General features: G+C 61.7%; 22 protein-coding genes. 11 read left to right on the top strand and 11 right to left on the bottom strand.

Features of this window, described 5'->3' with window-relative positions; all coding sequences use genetic code 11:
• Positions 1 to 185: 185 nt before the first annotated feature.
• On the bottom strand, positions 186 to 2084 hold the full coding sequence (locus EOA16_RS17065) for an ABC transporter ATP-binding protein/permease (protein WP_164754293.1): 1899 nt from the start codon (positions 2082 to 2084) through the stop codon (positions 186 to 188).
• 602 nt (positions 2085 to 2686) lie between these two features.
• On the opposite strand from EOA16_RS17065, the gene EOA16_RS33230 reads away from it, so the two are divergent.
• Positions 2687 to 3124 carry a hypothetical protein gene (locus EOA16_RS33230; RefSeq protein ID WP_245455957.1) on the top strand — a complete coding sequence of 146 codons (438 nt, stop codon included), beginning with the start codon at positions 2687 to 2689 and terminating at the stop codon, positions 3122 to 3124.
• Between the two features lie 37 nt (positions 3125 to 3161).
• On the opposite strand, the gene EOA16_RS17055 is transcribed toward EOA16_RS33230, so the two are convergent.
• On the bottom strand, positions 3162 to 3842 hold the full coding sequence (locus EOA16_RS17055; protein WP_127259308.1) for a DsbA family protein: 681 nt from the start codon (positions 3840 to 3842) through the stop codon (positions 3162 to 3164).
• Positions 3843 to 3859: 17 nt separating this feature from the next.
• Entirely contained in the window at positions 3860 to 5680 is a 1821-nt protein-coding gene (locus EOA16_RS17050) for an extracellular solute-binding protein (RefSeq protein ID WP_127259307.1), read from the bottom strand.
• A 232-nt stretch (positions 5681 to 5912) separates the two neighbouring features.
• Between EOA16_RS17050 and EOA16_RS17045 the strand changes: the two genes are divergently transcribed.
• Positions 5913 to 6542, top strand: a complete 630-nt coding sequence (locus EOA16_RS17045; protein WP_027036590.1) for an invasion associated locus B family protein — start codon at positions 5913 to 5915, stop codon at positions 6540 to 6542.
• A gap of 70 nt (positions 6543 to 6612) precedes the next feature.
• Here the strand turns inward: EOA16_RS17045 and hspQ are convergent, their stop codons facing one another.
• Entirely contained in the window at positions 6613 to 6936 is a 324-nt protein-coding gene (hspQ, locus tag EOA16_RS17040; protein WP_056587784.1) for a heat shock protein HspQ, read from the bottom strand.
• Positions 6937 to 7061: 125 nt separating this feature from the next.
• Between hspQ and EOA16_RS17035 the strand changes: the two genes are divergently transcribed.
• Entirely contained in the window at positions 7062 to 8024 is a 963-nt protein-coding gene (locus tag EOA16_RS17035; protein ID WP_127259306.1) for an AEC family transporter, read from the top strand.
• On the opposite strand, the gene EOA16_RS17030 is transcribed toward EOA16_RS17035, so the two are convergent.
• Positions 8001 to 9212: a UbiH/UbiF family hydroxylase gene (locus EOA16_RS17030; RefSeq protein ID WP_127259305.1), complete on the bottom strand. Its 1212-nt coding sequence runs from the start codon at positions 9210 to 9212 to the stop codon at positions 8001 to 8003. The genes EOA16_RS17035 and EOA16_RS17030 overlap by 24 nt on opposite strands.
• Before the next feature lie 71 nt (positions 9213 to 9283).
• Here EOA16_RS17030 and EOA16_RS17025 point away from each other — a divergent pair, with 71 nt between their 5' ends.
• The 8 genes from EOA16_RS17025 to EOA16_RS16990 all read left to right on the top strand — a co-directional run bounded on the left by EOA16_RS17025 (position 9284) and on the right by EOA16_RS16990 (position 17563).
• A complete protein-coding gene (locus tag EOA16_RS17025) occupies positions 9284 to 10222 on the top strand; it encodes a DUF2182 domain-containing protein (RefSeq protein ID WP_127259304.1) in 939 nt (312 codons plus the stop codon).
• A gap of 14 nt (positions 10223 to 10236) precedes the next feature.
• Positions 10237 to 10851, top strand: coding sequence for a DUF1326 domain-containing protein (locus EOA16_RS17020; RefSeq protein ID WP_127259303.1), 615 nt, complete (start codon positions 10237 to 10239; stop codon positions 10849 to 10851).
• Positions 10848 to 11666, top strand: a complete 819-nt coding sequence (pcsA, locus tag EOA16_RS17015) for a phosphatidylcholine synthase (protein ID WP_023811884.1) — start codon at positions 10848 to 10850, stop codon at positions 11664 to 11666. Before EOA16_RS17020 ends, pcsA begins: the two co-directional genes overlap by 4 nt.
• Positions 11667 to 11709: 43 nt before the next feature.
• Positions 11710 to 12687: a quinone oxidoreductase gene (locus tag EOA16_RS17010; RefSeq protein WP_127259302.1), complete on the top strand. Its 978-nt coding sequence runs from the start codon at positions 11710 to 11712 to the stop codon at positions 12685 to 12687.
• Positions 12688 to 12820: 133 nt separating this feature from the next.
• Positions 12821 to 14398, top strand: a complete 1578-nt coding sequence (locus EOA16_RS17005; RefSeq protein WP_164754292.1) for an ABC transporter ATP-binding protein — start codon at positions 12821 to 12823, stop codon at positions 14396 to 14398.
• Positions 14395 to 15525 (top strand): ABC transporter permease, encoded by a 1131-nt coding sequence (locus EOA16_RS17000; protein WP_127259300.1) that lies wholly within the window; start codon positions 14395 to 14397, stop codon positions 15523 to 15525. The genes EOA16_RS17005 and EOA16_RS17000 overlap by 4 nt, the downstream gene beginning before the upstream one ends.
• Positions 15525 to 16445, top strand: coding sequence for an ABC transporter permease (locus tag EOA16_RS16995; protein ID WP_031213469.1), 921 nt, complete (start codon positions 15525 to 15527; stop codon positions 16443 to 16445). The genes EOA16_RS17000 and EOA16_RS16995 overlap by 1 nt, the downstream gene beginning before the upstream one ends.
• 50 nt (positions 16446 to 16495) lie before the next feature.
• A complete protein-coding gene (locus tag EOA16_RS16990; RefSeq protein WP_127259299.1) occupies positions 16496 to 17563 on the top strand; it encodes a BMP family ABC transporter substrate-binding protein in 1068 nt (355 codons plus the stop codon).
• Between the two features lie 47 nt (positions 17564 to 17610).
• Here the strand turns inward: EOA16_RS16990 and EOA16_RS16985 are convergent, their stop codons facing one another.
• The 6 genes from EOA16_RS16985 to EOA16_RS16960 all read right to left on the bottom strand — a co-directional run bounded on the left by EOA16_RS16985 (position 17611) and on the right by EOA16_RS16960 (position 23110).
• Complete coding sequence (locus EOA16_RS16985) at positions 17611 to 18717, bottom strand: acyltransferase (RefSeq protein WP_127259298.1); 1107 nt, start codon at positions 18715 to 18717, stop codon at positions 17611 to 17613.
• A 99-nt stretch (positions 18718 to 18816) separates the two neighbouring features.
• A complete protein-coding gene (rimO, locus tag EOA16_RS16980) occupies positions 18817 to 20130 on the bottom strand; it encodes a 30S ribosomal protein S12 methylthiotransferase RimO (protein WP_127259297.1) in 1314 nt (437 codons plus the stop codon).
• 136 nt (positions 20131 to 20266) lie between these two features.
• Positions 20267 to 20929, bottom strand: a complete 663-nt coding sequence (locus EOA16_RS16975) for a TerC family protein (RefSeq protein ID WP_127259296.1) — start codon at positions 20927 to 20929, stop codon at positions 20267 to 20269.
• Between the two features lie 180 nt (positions 20930 to 21109).
• Positions 21110 to 21517: a DUF930 domain-containing protein gene (locus EOA16_RS16970; RefSeq protein ID WP_164754291.1), complete on the bottom strand. Its 408-nt coding sequence runs from the start codon at positions 21515 to 21517 to the stop codon at positions 21110 to 21112.
• Positions 21518 to 21573: 56 nt separating this feature from the next.
• Positions 21574 to 22272, bottom strand: coding sequence for a DUF2161 domain-containing phosphodiesterase (locus EOA16_RS16965; protein WP_127259294.1), 699 nt, complete (start codon positions 22270 to 22272; stop codon positions 21574 to 21576).
• Positions 22273 to 22282: 10 nt separating this feature from the next.
• Complete coding sequence (locus EOA16_RS16960; protein ID WP_127259293.1) at positions 22283 to 23110, bottom strand: sterol desaturase family protein; 828 nt, start codon at positions 23108 to 23110, stop codon at positions 22283 to 22285.
• Between the last annotated feature and the right edge of the window lie 731 nt (positions 23111 to 23841).

Raw genomic sequence — 23841 nt, 5'->3', positions numbered from 1 at the left:
GGCATGGCGCGGTGACCTTTCCGCTTGCGGGTTCGCGTTTTTACTATCTGCAAGCGGGCGCAACATAGGAGCGCGCCTTGCCGTGTCAATCGCGGTGAGGAGGGAAAGTGCCGACGAGCGGCCGGTATCGCGAGACTGTGATCACCGGCCGCCGTTCGACCAGGCGGACCGGGGTGGAATAACGGTTACTTCTGCTTCAGCCGGCGCGAGAAACGCAGCCACTTGTCCTCGACCGGCCTTGGGGCTGGCAGTGGCTGCGCGAGAATGGTGGTGAGCTCGACGGGCAGGGTCGGAACCAGCGGCTTCTTGGTGGCGACGCCGTCGGCGATCGCGACGATGCTGTGATAGAATTCGCTGCCCGTCATCGATCTTGGCGCAACCGCTTCGTGCATGACGCTGATCACCGTGACATCGGGGCAGTTGTCCTTGATGGCTTGGTGGAAGGCGACCTTGCCATCGGGGTCGAGCGCGCCGGTCGCCTCGTCGAGGAACAGCAGCCCCGGCTGCTGCAGCACGATGCGAGCCACCACCAGCTTTTGTTTCTGGCCGCCCGACAGCACCTGGTCCCAGCTTTTGCCTTCGCGGCTTTCGTCGCCCATGTGCTCGATAAAGTCGCCGAGCCCCGCCTTGTGCAGCGCCGACGCGACCTGCGCGTCGCCATGGTCCTGCTCGGAGCCCGGAAGGCAGACCAGTTGCTTCAGCGTCACCTGCTGCAGCTTGACCTCCTGGGCGGCATAGAAACTCTTGACGCCCTCGGGGAAGACGATGGTGCCGCGGCCATAGGGCCACAGGCCGTTGATCGCCTTGATCAGCGAAGTCTTGCCGCTGCCGGATTCGCCTTTCAGGAAGGTCCACTCGCCACGCCGGAAGCGCAGATTGGCGGCGCTGAGGAAGGGCGTTGCATCCTCACCCTGATGCGCCAGTTCGAGCTTCTGGATGGTAAGGCCGAAGACCGGGTTCTGGCTGGCATAGCGGAAGTCGGAGCGGCCTGTCTGGCTGTAGAACTCCTGCGGGTGCTGAACATTCTCGATCGCCTGCGCCAATTCGATGACGCGCTGGCTGTTGGCGCGCAACGTGGCAAGGGCAGGCATGACGTGGATGAACCACGAGCACTTGCTGATCAGCGCGTTGACCTGCTCAGAACCTGTTATGTAGCCCTTGAGGTCGAGGCCGTTGTGGATGAACGGCACCAGACCCGGTCCGTAAGCAACAACTTTGGCACCGACAAAATTATAGACCGATTCGAATCCCGCATAGACGGTGTTGACGATGTTGAACTTCGACCAAGTGCTATCGATGTCGAGATAGAGCCGGCCATGTATCGTCTTCTGCACGTCTTCGCCTTGCGAGGCCGCGACATGGAAACTGCGGCGCAATAACGTGATCAGTTCGCCGCGATAGCTGCCTTCAGCCTTCTGCATCCTGATGTTTAGCCACTCCAGCATTCCGCCGAGTTTCATCGCGATCCAAGTGTTGAAGGGGACGTAAATGGCGACCGCCAGCAGCGCAAGGGCGGCGCTGCCATAGCTTCCTAAAAACTCAAGTCCCTTCACCTCCACCGAGTTTTTCAGCAATGCGCCGCCAACAAAGTAGAACGAGGTGAAGACACCGAACACGCCCATAGCAAGCCCTATGGCGCCGCCTGTCATATCCTTGATCGATTCCTGCACGCGCTGGTCGATATTGTCGGGCGCTGCCGTGCCGGACGAGCCATGCTGGGCATGGTAGTGCGTGTGGTTGGTGTCGAGTAGCGCCTCATTGAATCGGCTGTTTAGCCAGCCGCGCCATTTGCGATGCAATGTCGCCGACACAAACTTGGAGGCACCTGTGATGCCCATGTCCTTGAGCACGACCAACAGCACAAGCAGGCCTGCATTGGTCAGCAGCGATTCAAGTGGGGTGGTATTCGCGGCGTCGTGGAAAAAAGCGATTGAGGTCGCTAGTTCACCCGCCGCCACGGTAAACCAGACGTCGGCTTTGCTGGAGAGCGCTGTCAGCAAGGCTATCACCAGCGTCAGCGTCCAGGCTTCCCTCCAGCGGCTCGAGAACCAGTAGGCTCTCATCAGGCCCCAGAAGCTGCGCATCGACGACACCGGCGTCAGAAGCGATCGCCCTGCGGCATCGCGAGGTGTTTTTTCCGGTACTGACTCTTGCGATGGTCTACCGACCCGAATCACGATCCCGCCCAAACCTTTTTTCTTTTGTTACGGATGGTAACACCAATTGATCATTTTCCATTAATTTAAAACCGGGCCGACCGGATTGCCTCGGCAGCCGTGGCCGTGAGGCAACAGATTACACGCTGAAACATGGCGACAACGGCCGGCAAAAATCGGAATATTGCTATTGATTTCAAATACTTGATCTGCGGTGGCATGCCGCCGGACAAGCTTCCCCTAGGGAAGGTTTTCACACGGTTTTGTGAACTCAAATCGTACGAACTGAGCGATTTTCTCAGTGCGGGGCTGCCCCGAACACCAGAAAGTTGCCGTCCGGGATCCCGCCGGACTTGCCGTCATCGTCATTGCCGGAGGCAGGAAGTGACCGGAAAATCGTCTGAGCGGCGCGTTCCGTCTTGTCGGGTCGGCTGATGAACTGCGTTTGACAATTCATCCGTCCGGGATTGAACCTTGCCCGGCATCGTCGACACCCATGCATATCCGGTTCTCCAACAAGGAAGCTCCCAATGCTTGCACGCGCGGCCGCAATCCTGTCCCTCTTCGCCTGGCTGCCCCTCGTACCTTTGGCGCATGCCGGCGAGCAGAGTATCCCGGCCAGCGCCGAAGGCCAGATCGAGTTCAACACGCCGTCCGGCAACATCGGCTGCATCTACACGCCCAAAGGCGGCACAAGCACCTATGAGCCAAGGGATGGTGGCCCGGAGCTGAGCTGCTCGCGCGTCGAGCCAAGCTACGTCACGATTATCCTGGGTCCAAAGGGGCCAGCCACGCTGATCAAGAACCCAGGCGAGCAGGGCTGCTGCAGCGATGTCGACAAGCTTGGCTATGGCAACAGCTGGAGCGCCGGGCCGTTCTCGTGCCAGTCGTCAACCAAGGGACTGACCTGCACGGCGACGAACGGCCATGGATTTTTCATCAGCAAGGCCAAGGCGACGGTGAAGTAACGTTTGCTGCTGTCGCGGAGAGGAGAGGGCGGTCGGCTCAGCCGGCCTTTTCCAGTTCGCCGCGCGCCTTGGCAGCCGCAACCTGGCGAATGGCATCGGCCAGCGTGTCGGCATCCTGTGCGCCCATGACCGCGTATTTGTCCTCGAGCAGGAAGCACGGCACACCAGAAATGCCCATGCGCGACGCGGTGGCGATCTCGGTGCGCACCGCCTCGACATCGGCCTCGGTCGGCAAAAGCGTGGCGACCACGGACGCATCCATGCCGGCCTCACGCGCGGCCTCGACCAGCACGGCATGATCGCCGATGTTGGCGCCTTCCTCGAAATTCAACTGGAACAGCCGGCGCACAAGCCTGTTTTGAACAGCTTCGCCGGCGGCCCCAGCCCAGCGGATCAGCCGGTGCGCATCCAGCGTGTTCGGCGCCACCTTGATGGCGTCGAAGGCGAAAGAAATGTCCTCCGCTTCGCCGAGCGGCTCGATGCGGGCGTGAATCTCGCGGATGCGCTCGTCGCTGCCGAATTTTGCCAGCATGTATTCGCGGCGATCCTTGCCTTCCGGCGGAATGGTCGGATCGAGCTGGAACGGTCGCCAGCGGACATGCACGTCGACATCGCCGACGGCGGCGATTGCCCTGTCGAGCCGCTTCTGGCCGATGAAGCACCACGGGCAGACGACATCGGATACCACATCGACGGTGATGGCGTTCGGTTCGCTCATCTCGATCTCCTGACTTTTCAATTCGGCTTGCGCCACCAGGTCGGCAGTTGATAGCCAAATATGGGCGTCTTTTGCGGATGTGCCAAATAGTTCCAGTAGGCAATCCATTGCTGCGAGTTGTGCTGCATCGGCACCATATAGTTGCCGGAGATCAGCAGCCGGTCGAGAACGCGAACGGCGGCAACATAATCCTCCTTGGAACGGGCGCGCAGCATCGCCTCGATTGCCGCGTCCACAGCCGGATCGGCGACGCCGGCGAGATTGAACGAGCCTTCCGTCCTGGCCGCGGCCGAACTCCAGCGTCCGCTCTGCTCGATGCCGGGTGACAACGAATTGTTGAAGCCGCTCGATCCGACCAGGACCTCGAAATCGAAGCGCTGCTTGCGCGACTGGATCTGATCGCCGTCGAGGCTGCGAATGGTGAGGTCGATGCCGATCTTCTCCAGCGTGCGCTGGTAGATGCCGGCAAGGCGCTCCTCGTCCTGCGAAGCGGTCAAGATCTCGAAGCCGAAGGGTTTGCCTTCGGGATCGAGCATCGTTCCATTCTGCACGTGGTAGCCGACACTTTTCAGCAGATCGAAGGCTGCCTTCAAGACGCGGCGGTCCTGACCGGATCCGTCGGTCACCGGCGGCCGCCATGTACCGTCCATGACATCGGCCGGCACGCGGCCGGGGTAGGGCGCCAGAAGCGCTTTCTCCCTGTCGTCGGCTGGATGGCCGAGCGCGGAAAGCTCGGAATTCTGCCAGTAACTCATCGTGCGCGTGTATTTGCCGCCGAACAGGTTCTTGTTGGCCCATTCGAAGTCGTAAAGCATGCCGAGCGCGCGCCGCACGACCGGGTTGGCGAATTTCGGCAACCGCGTGTTGAACAGGAAACCGGTCACCACGGGCGGAATGCCGGTGTCGAAGGTCTGCGCGACCACATCGCCCTTGTGGAAGGCCGGAAAATCGAGATCGCGCTCGCGTTTCACCGGATCGCTGTCGTCGTCGATGGCGCAAAGGCCTTTCTTGAACGCTTCGAGCTTGGCATTGGCGTTGAGGAAATACTCGATGGTGATCTGGTCGTAATTGTCGAAGCCGCGCTTGGCCGGGACGTCCTTGCCCCAATATTCGGGGTTGCGCTTGAACACGATGCGCTGGCCGGGCTGCACCTGAGCGATCGTATAGGGGCCACTGCCGATCACCGGCTTGAGCGTCGTCCTGTCGAAAGTCTCCTTGTCGAAGGTATGCTTCGGGATGATCGGGGTCAGCGCGATGATCAGCGGGAATTCGCGATCGGCCTTGTCGTTGAAGGTGAAGCGCACGCTGTGGTCGCCGGTCTTTTCGAGCTTGGCGACCCTGGCCATGCGGTCGCTGTAGGGCGGGCGACCTTTCTCGGTATAGACGTCATAACTGAACAGCACGTCCTCCGGCGTCACCGGCTGGCCGTCCGACCATTTGGCATTCGGGTTGAGATGGAATTCGATGCTCTTGCGCTCCGGGTCCATGTCGGCGCTGTCGGCCAGCAAACCGTAGAGCGTGAAAGCCTCGTCGGCATTGCGTTGCATCAACGGCTCGAAGACCAGATTGCCGAAGATCGTGTCCATCATGCCGCGCGCCGTCGTGCGCAGGCTCTTGAGGATGAAAGGATTGAGATTGTCGAAGCTGCCGACGACGCAATAGGTGATCGAGCCACCCTTCGGCGCATCGGGATTGACGTAGTCGAAATGCGTATAGTCGGCCGGCAGCGCCGGTTCGCCCTGCATGGCGATCGCGTGCTTCGGCTCCGATGCGGCCGGCTGATGCGAAAGTGCGAGAAACGACATCGCGGTGATCAGCCAAACAACAACGCGGCCCATGACCGTCTCCTTAACAGGTCGGCTTGATGATTCGGTGCGCACCCTAGCATGAGGCGGCTGTGCGCCGGCCAACCGCGCGCTCAACAATTGCTGACGCCGGGCTGGATTCGGCATCGCTTGCAGTGTAACACGCCCTCCGAAGTCATTCTGTTGCCTCATTTCGGCAACAGGTAGCTGGACCACACGGCACGAAGAAGCCGGTCCCGGGATCATTTGAGAGGAAGTGCACGACATGACGAGCCTGAACAGCAACGCGTACCGCCTGTCGGTCATGGCCGCTGGCGTGATCGGCTTTCTGGGCGCAGGACTCCCCGCCGCTTCCGCACAGCAGCAACAGCAGATTCCGCAAGGCTGGTTCAAGGCCTGCACCAAGCAGGAAGACGTCGACATCTGCAACGTCCAGAACATCACCACCGCCGGCAACGGCCAGTTGGTCACCGGCGTCAGCCTGATCGAGCTCAAGGGCAAGGTGAATCGCAAGGTGTTCCAGGTGACGGTTCCGACCGGCCGTCTGGTGCCTCCGGGCATCGGCCTGCAGATCGACACCGGCAAGGCGCAGAAGCTCGACTATGTGATCTGCTTCCCGGATCGTTGCGTGGCCGAAGTGCCGCTGACCGACCAGCTCGTCGCGGCATTCAAGAAAGGCCAGGCGATCACGCTGACCTCGGTGAATTTCCAGAACCAGCCCAATCCGATCAAGATCGCCCTGCAGGGCTTCAGCGGCGCCTACGACGGCCCGGCGCTGCAGCAGTCGGACATCGAGGACCGGCAGAAGAAGCTTCAGGACTTCGTCGCCAAGAACAACCAGGATTTCGCCAAGAAGCTCAAGGAAGAGCAGGACAAGGCGAAGACCGCCAACTGATCGGCCGATATCGCCGAGCCAACAAAAAAGCGGGGCATGCCCCGCTTTTTTTGTGCCGCCTCTCCGCGGGTTAATGCCTTGACTGCCGTTTCGGCTGGTAGCCGCCGTCCGGCTTCTTGTCGAACATCTCCTTGATCTGCGGATGCCGGACCGGCTCACCCGACTGATCCTCAAGCAGATTCTGCTCGGAGACGTAGGCGATGTATTCGGTCTCCGAATTCTCGGCGAGCAAATGATAGAAAGGCTGATCCTTGCGCGGCCGCACGTCGGCGGGGATCGCTTCATACCACTCGTCGGTGTTGGCGAATTGCGGGTCGACGTCGAAAATGATGCCCCTGAATGGAAACAGCCGGTGGCGAACCACCTGTCCGATTGCGAATTTGGCTGTTTTCATCGTACTCACCACTGAATTCCTTGGGCTTATTTGGCGCAGACCGCGCATCAATTCAATCCCGAGGCGCTTGACGCCCTATTAAGCAACGGGCTAGCCCGGCGTCAGGGTTTCGGACCAGCATAAAAATGTCTGACGTCGTCGGTCTTGTTCTTCCGTTCTTCGGCTTGATTTTTGTCGGGTTTCTGGTGGCGCGCATCACCAGGCAGCCGCTGGAGGCGCTCGGCTGGATGAACACGTTCATCGTCTATGTCGCGCTGCCGGCACTTTTCTTCCAACTGCTTGCCAAGACGCCGTTCGAAGACCTGACGGAATGGCGCTTCATCTTCGGTTCGGTCGTCTCCACCCTCATGATATTTTCCTTGATGTTCATGGGGTCGGTCCTGACCTCGCGCGGCGAGATAGCGCAATCGACCATCAAGGCGCTCGCGGCCGCCTATGGCAATATCGGCTATATGGGACCGGGGCTGGCATTGCTGGCCTTCGGCGAGGAGGCGGCTGTGCCGGTCGCCTTGATCTTCTGTTTCGAGAACATCATGCATTTCGCCATCGCACCCATGATGATGGCGCTGTCGGGCGACGAGAAGACCACTCCTCTCCGGCTTGCGCTGGGTGTCGTGCGCAAGATCGTGCTGCACCCGTTCATAATCGCAACCGTCCTGGGTGTCGGTGCCGCCTATATCGGCTTTCGACCGCCCGTGGCGGTGGAGCGATTTCTGGAATATCTTTCCCGGGCGGCCGCACCTTGCGCGCTGTTTGCCATGGGCGTCACCCTGGCGCTCAGGCCGCTCAATCGCGTCCCGCATGAGATGGTTCCGATCGCGGTGCTGAAACTGATCCTGCACCCGTTGCTCTGCTATGTCGTGCTGAGCTGGATCGGCAATTTCTCTGAGACATGGCTCTTCTCGGCGGTGCTTCTGGCGGCATTGCCGACCGCCACCAACGTCTTCGTCATCGCCCAGCAGTATGGCGTCTGGGTGCAACGGGCGTCGGCCAGTGTGCTGATCACAACCTGCCTGTCGGTCGTGACCGTCACCGGGCTGCTCTACCTGATCCGGCACAATATCCTAGCGCCGGACCTGTTTCCCTAACCCGCCGGCAAGCGCGGCAAAACCGCTGCCTGGACGAAGTCCCTCGCGCATGAAAAAAGCCCGAAGCGGCGCGAAGCCTCCGAGCACGCCGAGCCCGGCAACGCGGGCCATCTGGGCCGGCAGCATGTCGGAAAGCAGCGACATGTTGAGCAGGTTGACCGCGCTGCTGCGCGCCAGAATGTCGGGGCGGCGCTTGAAATCGTAGGCTGCAAGCGCCTTGGCTGCACCTGGATCGGCTCTATTCTCACAAGCGATTCCAATTAGATCGTCGACGTCCCTGATGCCGAGATTGAGGCCTTGCGCACCAATCGGGGGAAACACATGGGCGGCTTCGCCGACCAGCGCCACCCGATCTCGGGCGAAACGCAGTGGCGTCACCGCCGAAAGCGGATAGATCTGCCGGCCCGACTCAACCGTCACCCGGCCCAGCATCGACTGCATCTGCTGTTCGACCCGCTGAGAAAGCGTCGCATCGTCCAGTGCGGCGAGGTCGGTCGCGGTCTCGGGCTTGACCACCCAGACCAGGCTGGAGCGATTGCCGGGCAGGGGAACCTGCGTGAACGGACCGGTCTCGGTGTGGAATTCGGTCGAGGTGAAGGCGTGGTCGCCGCTATGGCCGAAATTGAGGACGAGAGCTGCCTGCGGGTAGGAGCGGGCCGAGGTCGAGATGCCGGCCGCCTGGCGCGCCGGTGACAACCGCCCATCGGCCGCCACCGCCAGCGCTGCGTCGGCCGTGCTGCCGTCGGTCAGGACGGCACGGACGTGCTCGGCGTCGAGATGCCAGTTCGCCACCATCGACTGCTGCCATTCGATGCCGGCATGCGCGACAACCTTGCTGGCGAGTGCCGGGTTGAGGACGCTGTTGGGAAGGTTCAGCCCGAACTGGTCCTCGTCGATCTCGCTGGCACGGAAGGTGACGACCGGGCTGCGGATCAGCCGTCTGGTGGCGTCGACGATGCGCATCACTTTCAAAGGCGCCGCTTTGGATTTGACGGCTTCGAGCACGCCAAGCCGATCGAGCACTTTCAAGGCAGGGTTCATCAGGGCCGTCGTGCGGCCATCGGGGGTGGTGGCCTCCGGCCCGACCAGTGTCACCGGGAAACCTTCGGCGGCAAAACCGAGCGCCGCGATCAGCCCTGCCGGCCCAGTGCCAGCAACCAGTATCCGCGCGGTTTGCTCGTGCTCCAAGATCGGCTTCCGGCTTGCAATGCGAGGCGGTCCACCCGACCTGCCGTTCGATCAAGCATATAGGTCAGATCATGCCGCTTGATCAACGCGGCGATTCGGCCCATTCGGATGACATGACCGGCCAGCAGGACGACTTCCGCCATCTCGATCGCGCCGGCCGCGCCATGGCCAACATAGCGCGCAATCCTCGCGTCGCGGTAAACGTCGTTGTCGGCGCTTGTATCCTGCTTGCCTGGCTGTCTCTTGCGGCGATGGCAATCCGCGGCGCCGAAGGCGGGATTGCGGGCGCCGGCGCCCCTGGCGACACGATCCTGCGCAGCCTGCCGCAACTGCCGCTGCCCGATTTCCTGGAACGGTTCTTTGTGCTGTGCCTCTCACCGGTGCCTTTGAACGCAAGTCTCGGCTTGCAGGCCGGCGCGCTCGTTTCGATGTGGTTCCTGATGGCGATTGCGACGATGCTGCCTTCGGCGGCGCCGATGATCCGTACCTATTGCGAGATCGCCGATACGGCTCGCATCAAAAGCGAGCCGGTCGTTCACCCGCTGGTGCTGGTCGCCGGCTACCTCAGCGTTTGGCTCGCCGCTTCAATGATGTTCGCGGCGCTGACCCTGGCCGCCCATGCATTCGCTTCGTCAGCCGGGATGCTCGATCCGGTCGTTGGCCTTGCCGGTGCGCTCGCTCTTCTGATTGCCGGCCTCTACCAGTTCAGTGGCCTGAAGGAAGCCTGCCTGAAGAAATGCAAGAACCCCTTCTCGATCCTGTTTTCGAACTGGAGCGCAAGGCCTCTCAGCATCTTCCGGCTTGGCGTCGAGCAAGGCCTGTGGTGCCTCGGCTGCTGCTGGGCACTGATGCTGGTGATGTTCGCCGTCGGCGTCATGAACGTCTTCTGGATGGCGTTGATCGGGCTGTTCACCCTGATCGAAAAACAAACAGCCAGCAGGGTTCCAACCCGGCTGGCCGGTGCGATACTGCTTGTCTGGGCAGCCGCGCTGCTAGTAGTCTCGCTGTGAGTGGGGGAAAATCGATGGCAGACCAGAGCTGGGCGATGAAGGGAGAGCTCGTACTCTCCTGCAATTGCACGGTTTTTTGCCCTTGCGTGCTGTCGCTCGGCAATCATCCGCCAACAGAAGGCTATTGCCAGACATGGGCCGGGTTTCGCATCGACGCAGGCCATTTCGGCGACGACGACCTGTCCAATCTCAATCTCGGGCTGGTCATGGAAATCCCCGGCTACATGAGCCGCGGCAACTGGACCGCGGGCCTGTTCATCGACAGCCGCGCCTCTGTCTACGCGGTCAAGGCGCTGACAAAGATCTTCACGGGCAAGGCAGGTGGAACCACATCGCTGCTCTCCATCCTGGTCGGCAAATTCCTCGGCGTCGAGCAGGTGCCGATCACCTATGAGACGCGTGACAAGACGCGTATCTTCCAGATACCCAGGATTATCGACGGAGCGGTGACACCCATCCCCGGCAAGGACCGCGACAAGGACACGGTGATCAGCAATTCGGAATACTGGATCGCCCCTGAGATCATCGTGGCCAGGTCCGACAAGAGCAAGATGCGGGCTTTCGGCCGCAACTGGAATTTCGCCGGCCGTTCGGCCGAAATCTGCAAGCTGGATTGGCGGGGCCCGTGAGCAAGAACACAACGGCCCGAAAAGCCGCCAAAAAGATCACGGACCGGATTCCCAGGCCGAAGAAGAAGGTCACCTGGCCACAGGCGAGGGCGTTCTCCGTCCACCTCTTGACCGCCTCGGGGTCGTTCCTGGCCTTCCTGTCGCTGGTCGCGGCAAGCGAAGAGCGCTGGACGGCGATGTTCTGGTGGCTCGGGCTCGCCCTGTTCGTCGACGGCATCGATGGGCCGATCGCGCGGAAGCTCGAGGTCAAGGAGATCCTGCCGACATGGTCGGGCGAACTGCTCGACAACATCATCGACTACGTGACCTACGTGCTGATCCCGGCTTTCGCGCTCTATCAGCGCGGCTTCATGGGCGAGGGCCTGTCATTCCTGTCGGCGGCGATCATCGTCGTTTCCAGCGCCATCTACTATGCCGACACCGGCATGAAGACGAAGGAGAATTTCTTCAAGGGTTTCCCCGTGGTCTGGAACATGGTGGTGTTCACCCTGTTCGTCATCGAGCCCGGACAATGGGTTTCGTTCGCGGTTGTGGTGGTGGCCGGCGTCCTGACTTTCGTGCCGATCAACTTCATCCACCCGGTGCGGGTGGTGCGGCTGCGGCGCATCAACCTTGGGATGACTCTCCTGTGGTGCGCTTTCGGCGCGCTTGCCCTGGCCCAGGCGGCACTCGCTGCCTTCTACGATCAGATCGGCGTGCTGGGCGAGCAGGTCAGCACCTTCACCAAGATCGGCATCACCATCACCGGGCTTTACCTTGCCTGCATCGGTGGCATCATGCAGTTCTTTCCCAATCTCGGTGCCAAAAAGGCCTGATCAGCCACTCCCACAGAGAGCCCAGCCCACAGGAAGCCTAGCAATGTCCAAAGCGATCCGTATCCACGCCAATGGCGGCCCGGAAGTTCTGACCTATGAGGACGCTGACCCCGGCCAGCCGGGATCCGGGCAGATCCTGGTCCGGCACACCGCGATCGGCCTCAATTTCATCGATGTCTATCACCGTTCGGGCCTTTATCCGCCACCCGGCGGCTTCCCGCTTGTGCCAGGCAGCGAAGCCGCCGGCGTGGTGCTGGAGGTCGGCCAGGGCGTCGACTGGCTGAATCCGGGCGATCGCATCGCCTATGCCGTGACGACGGGGGCTTACGCGCAACAGCGCGTCATCGATGCCAGCCGCGTCGTCAAGGTTCCGGATGGCATCAGCGACGAACAGGCCGCGGCGATGATGCTGAAGGGCATGACCGCGGAATATCTGCTTCGGCGGACGTTCAAAGTGAAGGCCGGCGACACGATCCTGTTCCATGCCGCGGCAGGCGGCGTCGGGCTGATCCTTGGCCAATGGGCAAAACACCTCGGCGCCACCGTCATCGGCACCGCCAGCTCGTCCGACAAGATCGAGCTCGCCAGGGCGCATGGTTTCGATCATGTCATCAACTACAAGGAACAGGATTTCGTTGCCGGCGTCGCTGCCATCACCGGCGGCAAAAAATGCGACGTCGTCTACGATTCGGTCGGCAACGACACATTTCCGGCTTCGCTCGACTGCCTGCGGCCGCTTGGCATGTTCGTCAGTTTTGGTCAGTCATCGGGACCCATACCGCCGTTCAGCATGTCGTTGCTGGCACAGAAGGGCTCGCTGTTCGCAACAAGGCCGACACTGTTCGTCTACAACGCAAAACGCGAGGACCTCGACGCTTCTGCTGCCGCCCTGTTCGAGGTCGTGCTCAGCGGCGCGGTCGAGATCAAGATCAACCAGCGCTACGCGCTCAAGGACGCCGGCAAGGCGCATTCCGACCTTGAGGGCCGCAGGACCACAGGGACGACCATTCTCATCCCTTAGTTCGTTCTGCCTTGCTATCCCTTGAATTTCCGCTGAAATTCTTGAAGCTCTTTCAAGACGTGTGCCGCTTTCCGATGAGAGCCGGCCGCGCCTACCATGTCTGCGGGAACACAGAACATATCTGGCTAACCAGATGGGAGGCACTGTGAGTGCAAATCAGGACGGCACGAACCTGCTCGAGGTGCGTGGCCTCACCAAGATATTCGGCACGCTGACGGCGTGCGATCACATCGATCTCGACATCGCCAGGGGTGAAATCCACGCCTTGCTCGGCGAAAACGGCGCCGGCAAGTCGACGCTGGTCAAGATGCTGTTCGGCTCGCTGGAGCCCAATGCCGGCGAGATCTTCTGGAACGGACAGGCTGTCAGGATTTCCAGCCCCGGTGTCGCGAAAAAGCTCGGTATCGGCATGGTGTTCCAGCATTTTTCGCTGTTCGAGGCGCTGACCGCGGCCGAAAACATCGCGCTATCGCTGGACGACGGCTCGCCGATCAGCAGCATCGCGGCGAAGGCGAGGGCGCTTTCCTTCAGCTATGGCCTGCCGCTCGATCCTGAATCGCTTGTCGGCGACCTGTCGGTGGGCGAACGCCAGCGCATCGAAATCATCCGCTGCCTGCTGCAGACGCCGCAGCTCATCATCCTGGACGAACCGACCTCGGTGCTGACGCCGCAGGAAGCCGACAAGCTGTTCGAGACACTGGAGCGCCTGCGCTCGGAAGGCAAATCCATCCTCTACATCTCGCACCGGCTCGAAGAGGTCAAACGCATCTGCGACCGCGCCACGGTGCTGCGCCACGGCAAGGTGGTCGGCCACTGCAATCCGCGTGAGGAAACAGCCTCTTCGCTGGCCCGCATGATGGTCGGCAATGAGGTGCAGGCTGTGGTGCGCGCGCCTGTCGAGGGCATCGCCACCGCGCTGCCGCTGCTCGAAATCCGCAACCTCAGCCGCAAGCCGGCAACGCCGTTCTCGATACCGCTCAAGGGCATCAACCTGAACGTCCGCGCCGGCGAGGTGATCGGCATCGCCGGCGTCGCCGGCAACGGCCAGGGCGAGTTCTTCGAATCCGTTTCAGGCGAAGTGCTGCAGCAGGATGCCGTCTCGGTGCGCATTCGCGGCAGGGATGCGGGAGGCCTCACCATCACCGGACGCCGACTGCTGGGCGCTGCCTTCGTGCCGGAGGAGCGCCTCGGCCACGGTGCCGCACCGCGCATGAAGCTTTCCGAAAACCTGTTGCTGTCGCGCCATGCCACCGACGGCAAGGCGTTCGTCGGTTCCGGCGGAATGGTCAAGAGCGCCGCCATCCAAGCCGCGTCCCAACGCATCATCGAGGCGATGGATGTGCGCAAGAGTGCGCCGGATCCGGAGGCCGCGGCCCTTTCGGGCGGCAATCTGCAGAAATTCATCGTCGGCCGCGAACTCGACCGCCGGCCAAGCGTCATGGTGGTGAACCAGCCGACCTGGGGCGTCGACGCGGGCGCCGCCGCTCATATCCGCCAGGCCTTGATCGAGTTGTCGCGCAGCGGATCGGCGGTACTGGTGATCAGCCAGGATCTCGACGAGCTGTTCGAAATATCGGATGCAATCGCGGTCATGCACAATGGCGAGCTGTCGAAGCCGATGCCGATCGCCGAGGCGACCTTCGAGAAGGTCGGCTTGCTGATGGGCGGCGCCGAACCAGGCCACGCCGAACACACGCTGGAGACGGCATGATGCGCCTCGAACTCGTCAAACGCCCACAGCGTTCCATGCTGTTTTCGGCCCTGTCGCCGTTCATTGCCTTCGCGCTGACCATCATTGCCGGCGCCGTCATGTTCGCGCTGCTCGGTGTCAATCCGCTGACCGCGTTCAATATCTATTTCATCGAGCCGATCAGCCAGGTCTGGCAGTTGCATGAGCTGGCGATCAAGGCCGCGCCGCTGATCCTGATCGCCGTCGGCCTGTCGGTCTGCTACAAGGCCAACATCTGGAACATCGGCGCCGAAGGCCAGTTCATCCTCGGCGGCATCGTCGGCTCGATGGTTCCGGTGCTGTTTCCGCAGTTCGAAGGCCCGCTGGTGCTGCCGCTGATGCTGTTGCTCGGCATGGTCGGAGGTGCTGCCTATGCGGCGATCCCGGCTCTGCTCAAGACGCGCTTCGGCACCAATGAGATCCTGACCAGCCTGATGCTGGTCTATGTCGCGCAGCTTTTCCTCGATTGGCTGGTGCGCGGCCCCTGGCGCGATCCGCAGGGCCATGGCTTCCCGCAGACCATCCAGTTCAACGATTCGGCCGTGTTGCCGGAACTGATGCCGGATGCCGGACGGGCAAACTGGGGTTTTGTCTTCGCGCTGGTCGCCGCGGTGCTGGTCTGGATCCTGATGGGCCGCATGCTGAAAGGTTTTGAGGTGCGCGTGCTGGGCTCGAGCCCGCGGGCAGGGCGCTTCGCCGGCTTCGGCCTCAACCGCATGGTGTTCTTCGCGTTCCTGCTCTCCGGTGCCTTGGCGGGACTTGCCGGCATCTCGGAAGTCTCCGGCGCCATCGGCCAGCTGCAGCCCGTCATTTCGCCCGGCTACGGCTTCACCGCCATCATCGTGGCGTTCCTTGGCCGCCTCAACCCGCTCGGCATCGTCGCCGCCGGCCTGGTGCTGGCGCTGACCTATCTCGGCGGCGAGGCGGTGCAGAGCGCGCTCGGCATCTCCGACAAGGTGGCGCGGGTGTTCCAGGGCATGCTGCTGTTCTTCGTGCTCGGCTGCGACACGCTCATCCACTACCGCATCCGGGTGATCGGCCTGGCGCTGACCAAACCGGAAGGCGTGGCCAAACTCGAAGCCGCACCGAAGCTGAAGGAAGCCCGTTAATGGACATCACCGTAAACATCCTTCTGACCATCGCCACCGCGGCAACGCCGCTGCTGATCGCGGCAATCGGCGAGCTGGTGGTCGAGCGCTCCGGCGTGCTCAACCTCGGCGTCGAAGGCATGATGATCATGGGCGCCGTCGGCGGCTTCGGCGCGACCTATCTCACCGGATCACCCTGGATCGGCCTTCTGGCGGCCATCGCCATGGGCGCGGTGTTCTCGCTGCTGTTTGCCGTCATGACACTGTCGCTGGCCACCAACCAGGTGGCGACCGGCCTGTCCTTGACGCTGCTCGGCCTTGGCCTGTCCGGCATGATGGGCACCAGCTTCGTCGGCCAGCCCGGCGAAAGGCTGCCCAACCTCTACATTCCCGGCCTGACGGAAATCCCTGTGGTCGGCAGGCTGCTGTTCGGGCAGGATCCGATCTTCTACATCTCGATTGCGCTGACCGCAGCGGTCATGTGGTTCCTGTTCAAGACCCGGACCGGGCTCACGCTGCGCTCGATCGGCGACAGCCACACCTCGGCGCATGCGCTTGGCATCAAGGTGATCCGCTATCGCTACCTCGCGGTCATCTTCGGCGGCGCCTGTGCCGGTCTTGCCGGCGGCCATCTCTCACTGGTCTACACGCCGCAATGGGTCGAGAACATGAGTGCCGGCCGCGGCTGGATCGCGCTGGCGCTGGTGGTGTTCGCCTCCTGGCGGCCTTGGCGGGTGCTGGCCGGCGCCTACATCTTCGGCGCAGTGTGGATCGGCCAGCTTCATGCACAGGCTTTTGGCATTCCGGTGCCCTCACAGTTCCTTTCTTCGCTGCCCTATCTGGCAACCGTCGTGGTTCTCGTTCTAATCTCGCGCAACAAGCGTCTGACGATGATGAACACGCCGGCTTCCTTGGGGCAGCCATTCGTTCCGGATCGTTGACAACAAAAACAAACGGGAAGCTCCAAGGCTTAACTCAGAGAGGTAACACAATGAAAAAACTGCTTATTGCCCTGATGACCACGACCGCCGCCATGTCGCTGGCAGCGACGGCCGAGGCCGCGGACAAGTTGAAGGCCTGCTGGGTCTACACCGGCCCGATCGGCGACTTCGGCTACTCCTACCAGCACGACCAGGGCCGTCTCGAGGTGGAGAAGGCGCTCGGCGACAAGGTCGAGACCGCCTATCTCGAAAACGTCTCCGAAGGCCCCGACGCCGACCGTGCTTTCGAGCGCCTGGCACGCGAAGGCTGCAAGATCATCTTCGGCACCTCCTTCGGCTTCATGGACCCGGAAGTGAAGGTCGCCAAGAAATTCCCAAAAGTGATGTTCGAGCACGCCACCGGCTACAAAACCGCTGACAATCTCGGCATCTACAATGCGCGTTTCTATGAGGGCCGCTATGTGCTCGGCCAGATCGCCGCCAAGGAATCGAAGGCTGGCGTCGCCGGCTACATCGTTTCCTTCCCGATCCCCGAAGTGGTGATGGGCATCAACTCCTTCATGCTCGGCGCACAGTCTATCAACCCGAACTTCAAGGCCAAGATCGTCTGGGTGAATTCCTGGTTCGATCCGGGCAAGGAAGCCGACGCCGCCAAGGCGCTGTTCGACCAGGGCGCCGATATCATCGTCCAGCACACCGACTCGACCGCTGCCCTGCAGGTGGCCCAGGAGCGCAAGCTGCACGGCTTCGGCCAATCCTCCGACATGATCAAGTTCGCCCCGAACGCTCAGCTGACCTCACTTACCGACGAATGGGGTCCGTACTACATCAGCCGGGTCCAGGCAGCCCTCGACGGCACCTGGAAGCCGGACAATGTCTGGCTCGGCATCAAGGACGGCGCAGTCAAGCTCGCCCCCTACACCAACATGCCCGACGACGTGAAGGCGATGGCCGAAGCCACGGAAAAGAAGATCGCCGGCGGCTGGAACCCCTTCACCGGACCGATTGCCAAGCAGGACGGCACGCCATGGCTGAAGGATGGCGAAGTCTCCGACGACGGTACGCTGCTCGGCATGAACTTTTATGTGAAGGGCGTCGACGACAAGCTGCCGCAGTAAGCAGCGCAAGAGATCGAAATGAGGAGTGCGCCGCGAGGCGCCCTCTTTCATTCGGCGGGCTGTGCTCCGGCAGAGACGCGACGAAACCGTGCCAGGCTGGCATCGACCGCGCGGCCGAGCCAAACCCTGAGCAGCCGCTGCGCGGGTCGTTCGCAGTTGCGCCAGATCGCCCACGAAACGAAGAGCATGAGCGCGACGCAGCCGAAGGCGGCAAACCATTTGCCGACAAGGGGCGTTGCCGCATTGATTGCGAGATAGCCGATCTCCTGGTGCAGCAAATAGAGCGGATAGGTCAGCCCGCCCAGCGCCAGGGTGAGCCCCGATGCCCTGACACGGTCGCGCAGCAGCACCGCGCCGATCAAGGCCGCGTGCATGACGACGTTGGCGACGACGAGATTGGCCGAGGCAACGGCAATGCCGTAGTGGCCAAGCATCCAGTGCTGCGTCACCGACAGCGTTCCGCACGAGATCAGGAACGCGGCGGCAAGCAGCAGCATTGCAGGCAATGAACGGCCATGAGCATGCAGGTGGTGGACCAGCGCGCCGGCGGCGAAGAACGGTCCGAACTCGGTGATGAACAGCAGCCTGGCGGCGCCGCTGCCGATGAAGAGCTCGTTCAAGGCCGAGATCGCCAGCCACACGAAGATCAATTCCAGCTTGCGTCTCTGAAACAGCCCGGTGAGCAGCGCCACCGTCACCCAGCCGTAGAACACGAGCTCAAGAACGATCGACCAGTAGACGCCGTCCATAAAGGGCTGGCCGAACGCCGGCGCGAACATCGACAGATTGGCGGCATACTGAACGAAAGAGGCCGAAAGCAGCGGCGACCCGACAAGGAAGACAATCGCGAAGGTGATCGTCATGCAGAGCAGGAAGCCCGGATAGAGGCGAACGAACCGCGCGATCGCAAACTGGGCCCAGTTGCGGTTTTCCGCCGACCAGGCAATGACGAAACCGCTGATCAGGAAGAACAGATTGACGCCGAGATAGCCGTAGAGGGCGAACGGTGCCGCAAGCGGATAACCCTGCGCGAGGTAGCCTTCGGCGGCAGCGCCGCGAAAGAAATAATGGAAGAACACGACGGCAAGTGCTGCCCCAAGCCTGAGCAGGTCCAGCGTTGCGATATGATTTTGTTCCGCAGATCTGGTGTTCATCCACATTTCCCGCATCTACGGTCAGCAAACCATAGAGCGGATCGCGGCTGCGCGGGTTAAGACGGCTGAATTATCGCCAGATGTAGTAAATACGGCCCGTCAGACCGCCGAACCATAGAGGTCATAGGCATCGGCACGGTCGATCTTGACGGTGACGATATCGCCTTGGCGTAGCGGCCGGCGCGACTGGATGTGCACCGAGCCGTCGATCTCGGGCGCGTCGTATTTGGTGCGGCCCTTTGCCGACGTGCCATTCGCCTCGTCGATCAGCACCGGCAGGCGCTTGCCGACCTTCCTGGCCAGCTGCGTCGCCGAAATCTTCTGCTGGCGCTGCATGAAGCGGTGCCAGCGCGCCTCCTTGATTTCCTGCGGGACCTGTTCGAGACCGAGATCGTTGGAGCGGGCGCCGCGGACCGGCTCGTATTTGAAGCAGCCGGCGCGGTCGATCTTGGCTTCGTCGAGCCAGTCGAGCAGCATCTCGAAATCATCGTCCGTCTCGCCGGGGAAGCCGACAATGAAGGTCGAGCGGATGGCGAGATCCGGGCAGACCTCGCGCCAGCCGCGAATGCGCTCGAGCGTCTTTTCGCCATGCGCGGGTCGCCGCATGTTCTTCAACACCTGCGGCGAGGCGTGCTGGAAGGGGATATCCAGATAGGGGAGGATCTTGCCGTCGGCCATCAGCGGGATGACGTCGGCGACATGCGGGTAGGGGTAGACATAGTGCATGCGCACCCAGATGCCGAGCTTGCCTAGTTCCTCCGAAAGATCGAGGAATTTCGCGCGCACTTCACGGTCGCCGAACATGGACGTCTGATACTTGATGTCGATGCCGTAGGCGCTGGTGTCCTGCGAGATGACCAGGAGTTCCTTGACGCCGGCCTTGGCCAGTTTCTCGGCTTCGCGCAGCACATCGGCGGCCGGCCGCGAGACGAGGTCGCCACGCAGTGCGGGAATGATGCAGAAGGTGCAGCGGTTGTTGCAGCCTTCGGAAATCTTGAGATAGGCGTAGTGGCGCGGCGTCAGCTTGACGCCCTGTGGCGGCAGCAGGTCGATGTAGGGGTCGTGCGAGGGCGGTGCGGCCTGATGGACCGCAGCCATCACGCTCTCATAGGCCTGCGGCCCGGTGATCGCCAGCACGTTGGGGTGCTTTTCGCGAATGACGTCCGGCTCGGCGCCCAGGCAACCGGTGACGATCACCCGGCCATTCTCCGAAAGCGCTGAGCCGATGGCGTTGAGCGACTCGTCGCGGGCGGAATCGAGAAAGCCGCAGGTGTTGACGACGACGAGGTCGGCGCCGTCATGCTTGCGCGCGATTTCGTAACCTTCGGCGCGCAGGCGCGTGATGATGCGCTCCGAATCCACAAGGGCTTTCGGGCATCCAAGACTGACAAAACTCACGCGAGGAGCGGACATAGGGGGTTTCCGGGCTTTTCAGGATTGCCGGCGCAGTACCACACTTATTGCGGCATTGGTATGGGCAGGCCCGCGATGCGGCAAAACGCACGGCGATCTTGCTTCCACGGAGCGAAAACGTGGATGTCCGCCAGCCTCAGCCGACCACGTTGTTTACATGTGGCCAGACTTCCACCGCGCCACGATAGACCATGTCCAGCGCGACATAGAGTATGATCAGCAGGCCGACATAGGCGATCCAGCGGTGGCGATGCAGCAGCTTGGCAATGAAAGTCGCGGCCAGCCCCATCAACGCGATCGACAGCACAAGGCCGATGACCAGCACCGGAAAATGATCACGCGCCGCTCCAGCCACCGCCAGCACGTTGTCGAGCGACATCGACACATCGGCGATGACAATCTGCAAGGCAGCCTGGCCAAGGGTCTTTCGCTTCGTCTTGCCGGCGACCGCCTGGTCACTGTTGAGGTCCGAATTCGACAGCGCCTCGGTCGCTTCCAGCTCATCGGCATGTGACGTGCGTAGCTCCCGGTACATTTTCCAGCAGACCCACAGCAGCAGGATGCCGCCGGCCAGCAGGAGGCCGACGATCGCCAGCAGCTTGACGGTAACGGCGGCAAAACCGATGCGCAGCACCGTTGCCGCAATCACGCCGATGAGGATCGCCTTCTTGCGTTGGTCAGCCGGCAGGCCTGCAGCGGCAAGGCCGATGACGATCGCATTGTCGCCGGCCAGCACAAGGTCGATGGCGATGACCTGGAGCAGGGCGGTCAGGCTGGCAGCGCTGAAAAAAATGTCCATCGACCGGAAGCCCTTGCTGATTTTGCCGAGTGTTCGTCGATTATCCAGAGGCCCTAACTTGGTGGTCCCTTGGCGTCAAGGGATCACGCGTGGCGCCGGCACCCAAGCATCGTTACGTCAAGCCGGCACCAAGGCTCGCGGCAATCGCCGACAGCCAGGCAAAACCATGTCGATCACAAATCAATCGTAGAGATTATACTTTGCCCAGTCGGCTTCCGGAATCTCGTCGCCGATCCGGTAGCGGAGCTGCAAGATTTCCATATGGTCCGGTGCGGTCTGGCACTTGAATTTCAGCCTGTACCACTGCCCCTTGCTGCGAAACGCAGCACCCGAGCTCTTGATTGCATCGGCACCCATCTCGGGCGTCGCAAAGGCGTAGGCTACGACGCGATCGGCTTTGAACTTGCGATCGTCATGGGTGATGCGATCGAGCACTTCGGCGTCGCAACGCTGTTCAAGACGGGTTTGGGGATCGAGTTTCATCAGGCCGGCGCGCAATGCATTGTCCATTGCGCTGGCTGGAAAACTCAGTGTCACTGACGCCAGGGCGGTCATGCAGAGCTTCTTCATGGGCGGGACAAGCAACATATTTTGTCGGAGAAATCAACCGAGCGGACCGCCTCGAGCGCTGCGGGAATCTTCAATCATATGGCCGGTGCGTTCAAAATTGCGTGTCGGGATTCGTCGTGCGATGCCTGCGGCCAACGGACCAAAGAGGCACGGCCGGCATCCGTAAGGTCGTACAGACCACGGTCGACGCGCGCGAACCAGCCATAGACATTGTGCTGCAGGATCTTCGGCGCGATCGCCGTCAGCGCCTTCAGATCGCGCGGGCGCTTCGGTCCATCCACCATGGCGGCAGCGCAGGCGAGGGCGCTTTGGCGATAGGCCGTCATGATCGGATTGCGCGATCCTCCTCCGGCAACGGGATCGCCGCGACGGCGCTGGTGCTCGTCGACCAGGCGAGAGCGCCGGCGGGCATTCTTGCGCGGCGCCGGCGCGATCGGGCTGAGAAGCACCTCGACCCGGTCCGTCGCGGTCACGCCAAGCAGGCCGAAACCAAGCCGGCGGCAGAGATTACGGAACCTGGCGTCGCTTTCGCGTCCCTTGCCGCGAGCCGACATGCGCGCGGCCAGCCACACCTCGTCGCAGACCGCGGCGCGATCGACACCTTGCAGCACCAGTTCCAGATTGAACTGCAGCTTCAGCTCGCAAATGACGACAATCGGCGGCTCGCCCTCACGCAGCGCGACGATATCGCAGCCGCCGATCTCGCCTTTCACGACGAAGTCGAGGCTTTCGAGAAACCGCTTCACCGGCGCATAGAGTGAGGTCTCGTTCATGCCTAGAAGGTTAGCCGATTCGAGGCGAAAAGCCTTCCGGTGGTGTTTTCGTGCTCGGCGCTGTCCGATTCAATGGCTTCCTGCGGCGCAGGAGCGGATAGCTGATCTGACCGAAATAGGTGGAAGGGATCGGATCGTCGACGCCGTACTTGTCCGGCACCTTGTCACCGGTGGGATTGTAGGTGCCGAACAGCATGTCGAGGAAAGGCAACTGCCCGGCGAAGTTCTTGTCATAGGCTTCGCGCTGGTTGGCATGGTGCCAGCGATGGAACTGCGGGCTGGCGATCAGCCACTTCAAGGGGCCGAACGGAATCCGCACGTTTGAATGAACAAGCATCGTGTGGCCAAAGTAGATCATCGAAAAGAGGGCGATCGAGGCGTCGGAGAAACCGAGGAAATAGACCGGCGTCAGCGATACTGCCTTTGTGACGATGATGTCGACCGGATGATTGTGGAAAGCACCGAGCCAGTCCAGTTCCTCGATGCCATGGTGAACGGCATGGAATTTCCAAAGCGCGGGGATTTTGTGGAAGGCCCGATGTGCCCAATAGACGCCGATGTCGGTGATCACGATGATTTCCGCAACCTGCAGCCAGACGGGCTGACCACTGACGGCTTGCGTAATCGATTGCGGGACCAGGATCGCAGCGGCGCCGAGGGCGCCTGCCGCCATCATGACGATGGCCAGCTTTATGATGAAGCCGTTGAACAGCAGATAGATCAGATCGACAGCGAAACCCTTGCGGAAGATCTTCTGCGGCCGCTCGGCAAACAGATGTTCGAACGGAATGAAGATCAGCGCGCAGATCAATAGTGCCTTGATGCCGAAGATATCCATCGATTCGCCTCATGCTGCCGGCGCGCCGCCTGCTCCGTCGAGAAGAAACACATCTCTCTTTCCAAAGGCTAAAGGCCCGGCCTTTTGCGTAAGGGCGCCGACGCGCGGAAGGTGCGAGCAATGTCGCCGAACGCGACGGCTCGGAACGGGGGCGTACCTGAAACTCCGATTTTTGCTGACCAAGGGAACCTGGCTCTGAAAATGAAGTTCGGTTGGTAGCTTGGCTTACACCCCCGGGCCAAGTGGTCTCGAGGCAGGGCCCGTCATTGCTGATCAGTGACGGGCCTATATGCTCGTGCGCTACACCAGCCCTCTGCCAATGACGCTACGCGAAAGGCTTGCTTGGGTCCGACTAAAGCCCGATGCCGAGGCGCAAAGGTCTGACCCTGAAACAACACAGCCTTTTCGACATTTTAGAACGTGGCCGTCGATCATCGTCCCTTCATCGCCGGCGTTGATTACCCGCCACGGCTCGCTTGGCGTGGCGGGTAATCATTCACGGAGAGCGCATGCAGCTTGGTGAGGTCATTGCGAACGCATTTGCAGCGGGGTTGGTCATCGTCCTGGTAGCAGTCGCTTTCCTGATTTTCGGGGCGCCGCTCTGGCCTGAACGAAACGTTCGGATGGTAATCATCCCGCCCGTCCATCGGATGACCACCACCGCCATCAACAAGGCGGGGCCCGACCTTCCAACCAAATTTGATTTGAGCATTGTGCGGTCGAGACCGCTT

This window comes from Mesorhizobium sp. M7A.F.Ca.US.008.03.1.1, from assembly GCF_003997495.1.
Taxonomy (GTDB): domain Bacteria; phylum Pseudomonadota; class Alphaproteobacteria; order Rhizobiales; family Rhizobiaceae; genus Mesorhizobium.
Note: the sequence above shows the minus strand (reverse complement) of the source record. Positions and strands in the feature narration are given on the sequence as shown.

Coding starts and splice junctions, on each gene's coding strand:
- EOA16_RS17055 (WP_127259308.1), bottom strand. CDS start 3,842: ATGAGCGAACCGAACGCCATCACCGTCGATGTGGTATCCGATGTCGTC.
- EOA16_RS16985 (WP_127259298.1), bottom strand. CDS start 18,717: ATGAACACCAGATCTGCGGAACAAAATCATATCGCAACGCTGGACCTG.
- rimO (WP_127259297.1), bottom strand. CDS start 20,130: ATGTCCGCTCCTCGCGTGAGTTTTGTCAGTCTTGGATGCCCGAAAGCC.
- EOA16_RS17000 (WP_127259300.1), top strand. CDS start 14,395: ATGATGCGCCTCGAACTCGTCAAACGCCCACAGCGTTCCATGCTGTTT.
- EOA16_RS17045 (WP_027036590.1), top strand. CDS start 5,913: ATGACGAGCCTGAACAGCAACGCGTACCGCCTGTCGGTCATGGCCGCT.
- EOA16_RS17005 (WP_164754292.1), top strand. CDS start 12,821: ATGGGAGGCACTGTGAGTGCAAATCAGGACGGCACGAACCTGCTCGAG.
- EOA16_RS16975 (WP_127259296.1), bottom strand. CDS start 20,929: ATGGACATTTTTTTCAGCGCTGCCAGCCTGACCGCCCTGCTCCAGGTC.
- EOA16_RS16990 (WP_127259299.1), top strand. CDS start 16,496: ATGAAAAAACTGCTTATTGCCCTGATGACCACGACCGCCGCCATGTCG.
- hspQ (WP_056587784.1), bottom strand. CDS start 6,936: ATGAAAACAGCCAAATTCGCAATCGGACAGGTGGTTCGCCACCGGCTG.
- EOA16_RS17025 (WP_127259304.1), top strand. CDS start 9,284: ATGCCGCTTGATCAACGCGGCGATTCGGCCCATTCGGATGACATGACC.
- EOA16_RS17035 (WP_127259306.1), top strand. CDS start 7,062: ATGTCTGACGTCGTCGGTCTTGTTCTTCCGTTCTTCGGCTTGATTTTT.
- EOA16_RS17065 (WP_164754293.1), bottom strand. CDS start 2,084: ATGCGCAGCTTCTGGGGCCTGATGAGAGCCTACTGGTTCTCGAGCCGC.
- EOA16_RS16970 (WP_164754291.1), bottom strand. CDS start 21,517: ATGTTGCTTGTCCCGCCCATGAAGAAGCTCTGCATGACCGCCCTGGCG.
- EOA16_RS17050 (WP_127259307.1), bottom strand. CDS start 5,680: ATGGGCCGCGTTGTTGTTTGGCTGATCACCGCGATGTCGTTTCTCGCA.
- EOA16_RS16965 (WP_127259294.1), bottom strand. CDS start 22,272: ATGAACGAGACCTCACTCTATGCGCCGGTGAAGCGGTTTCTCGAAAGC.
- EOA16_RS17010 (WP_127259302.1), top strand. CDS start 11,710: ATGTCCAAAGCGATCCGTATCCACGCCAATGGCGGCCCGGAAGTTCTG.
- EOA16_RS33230 (WP_245455957.1), top strand. CDS start 2,687: ATGCTTGCACGCGCGGCCGCAATCCTGTCCCTCTTCGCCTGGCTGCCC.
- EOA16_RS17020 (WP_127259303.1), top strand. CDS start 10,237: ATGGCAGACCAGAGCTGGGCGATGAAGGGAGAGCTCGTACTCTCCTGC.
- EOA16_RS16960 (WP_127259293.1), bottom strand. CDS start 23,110: ATGGATATCTTCGGCATCAAGGCACTATTGATCTGCGCGCTGATCTTC.
- EOA16_RS16995 (WP_031213469.1), top strand. CDS start 15,525: ATGGACATCACCGTAAACATCCTTCTGACCATCGCCACCGCGGCAACG.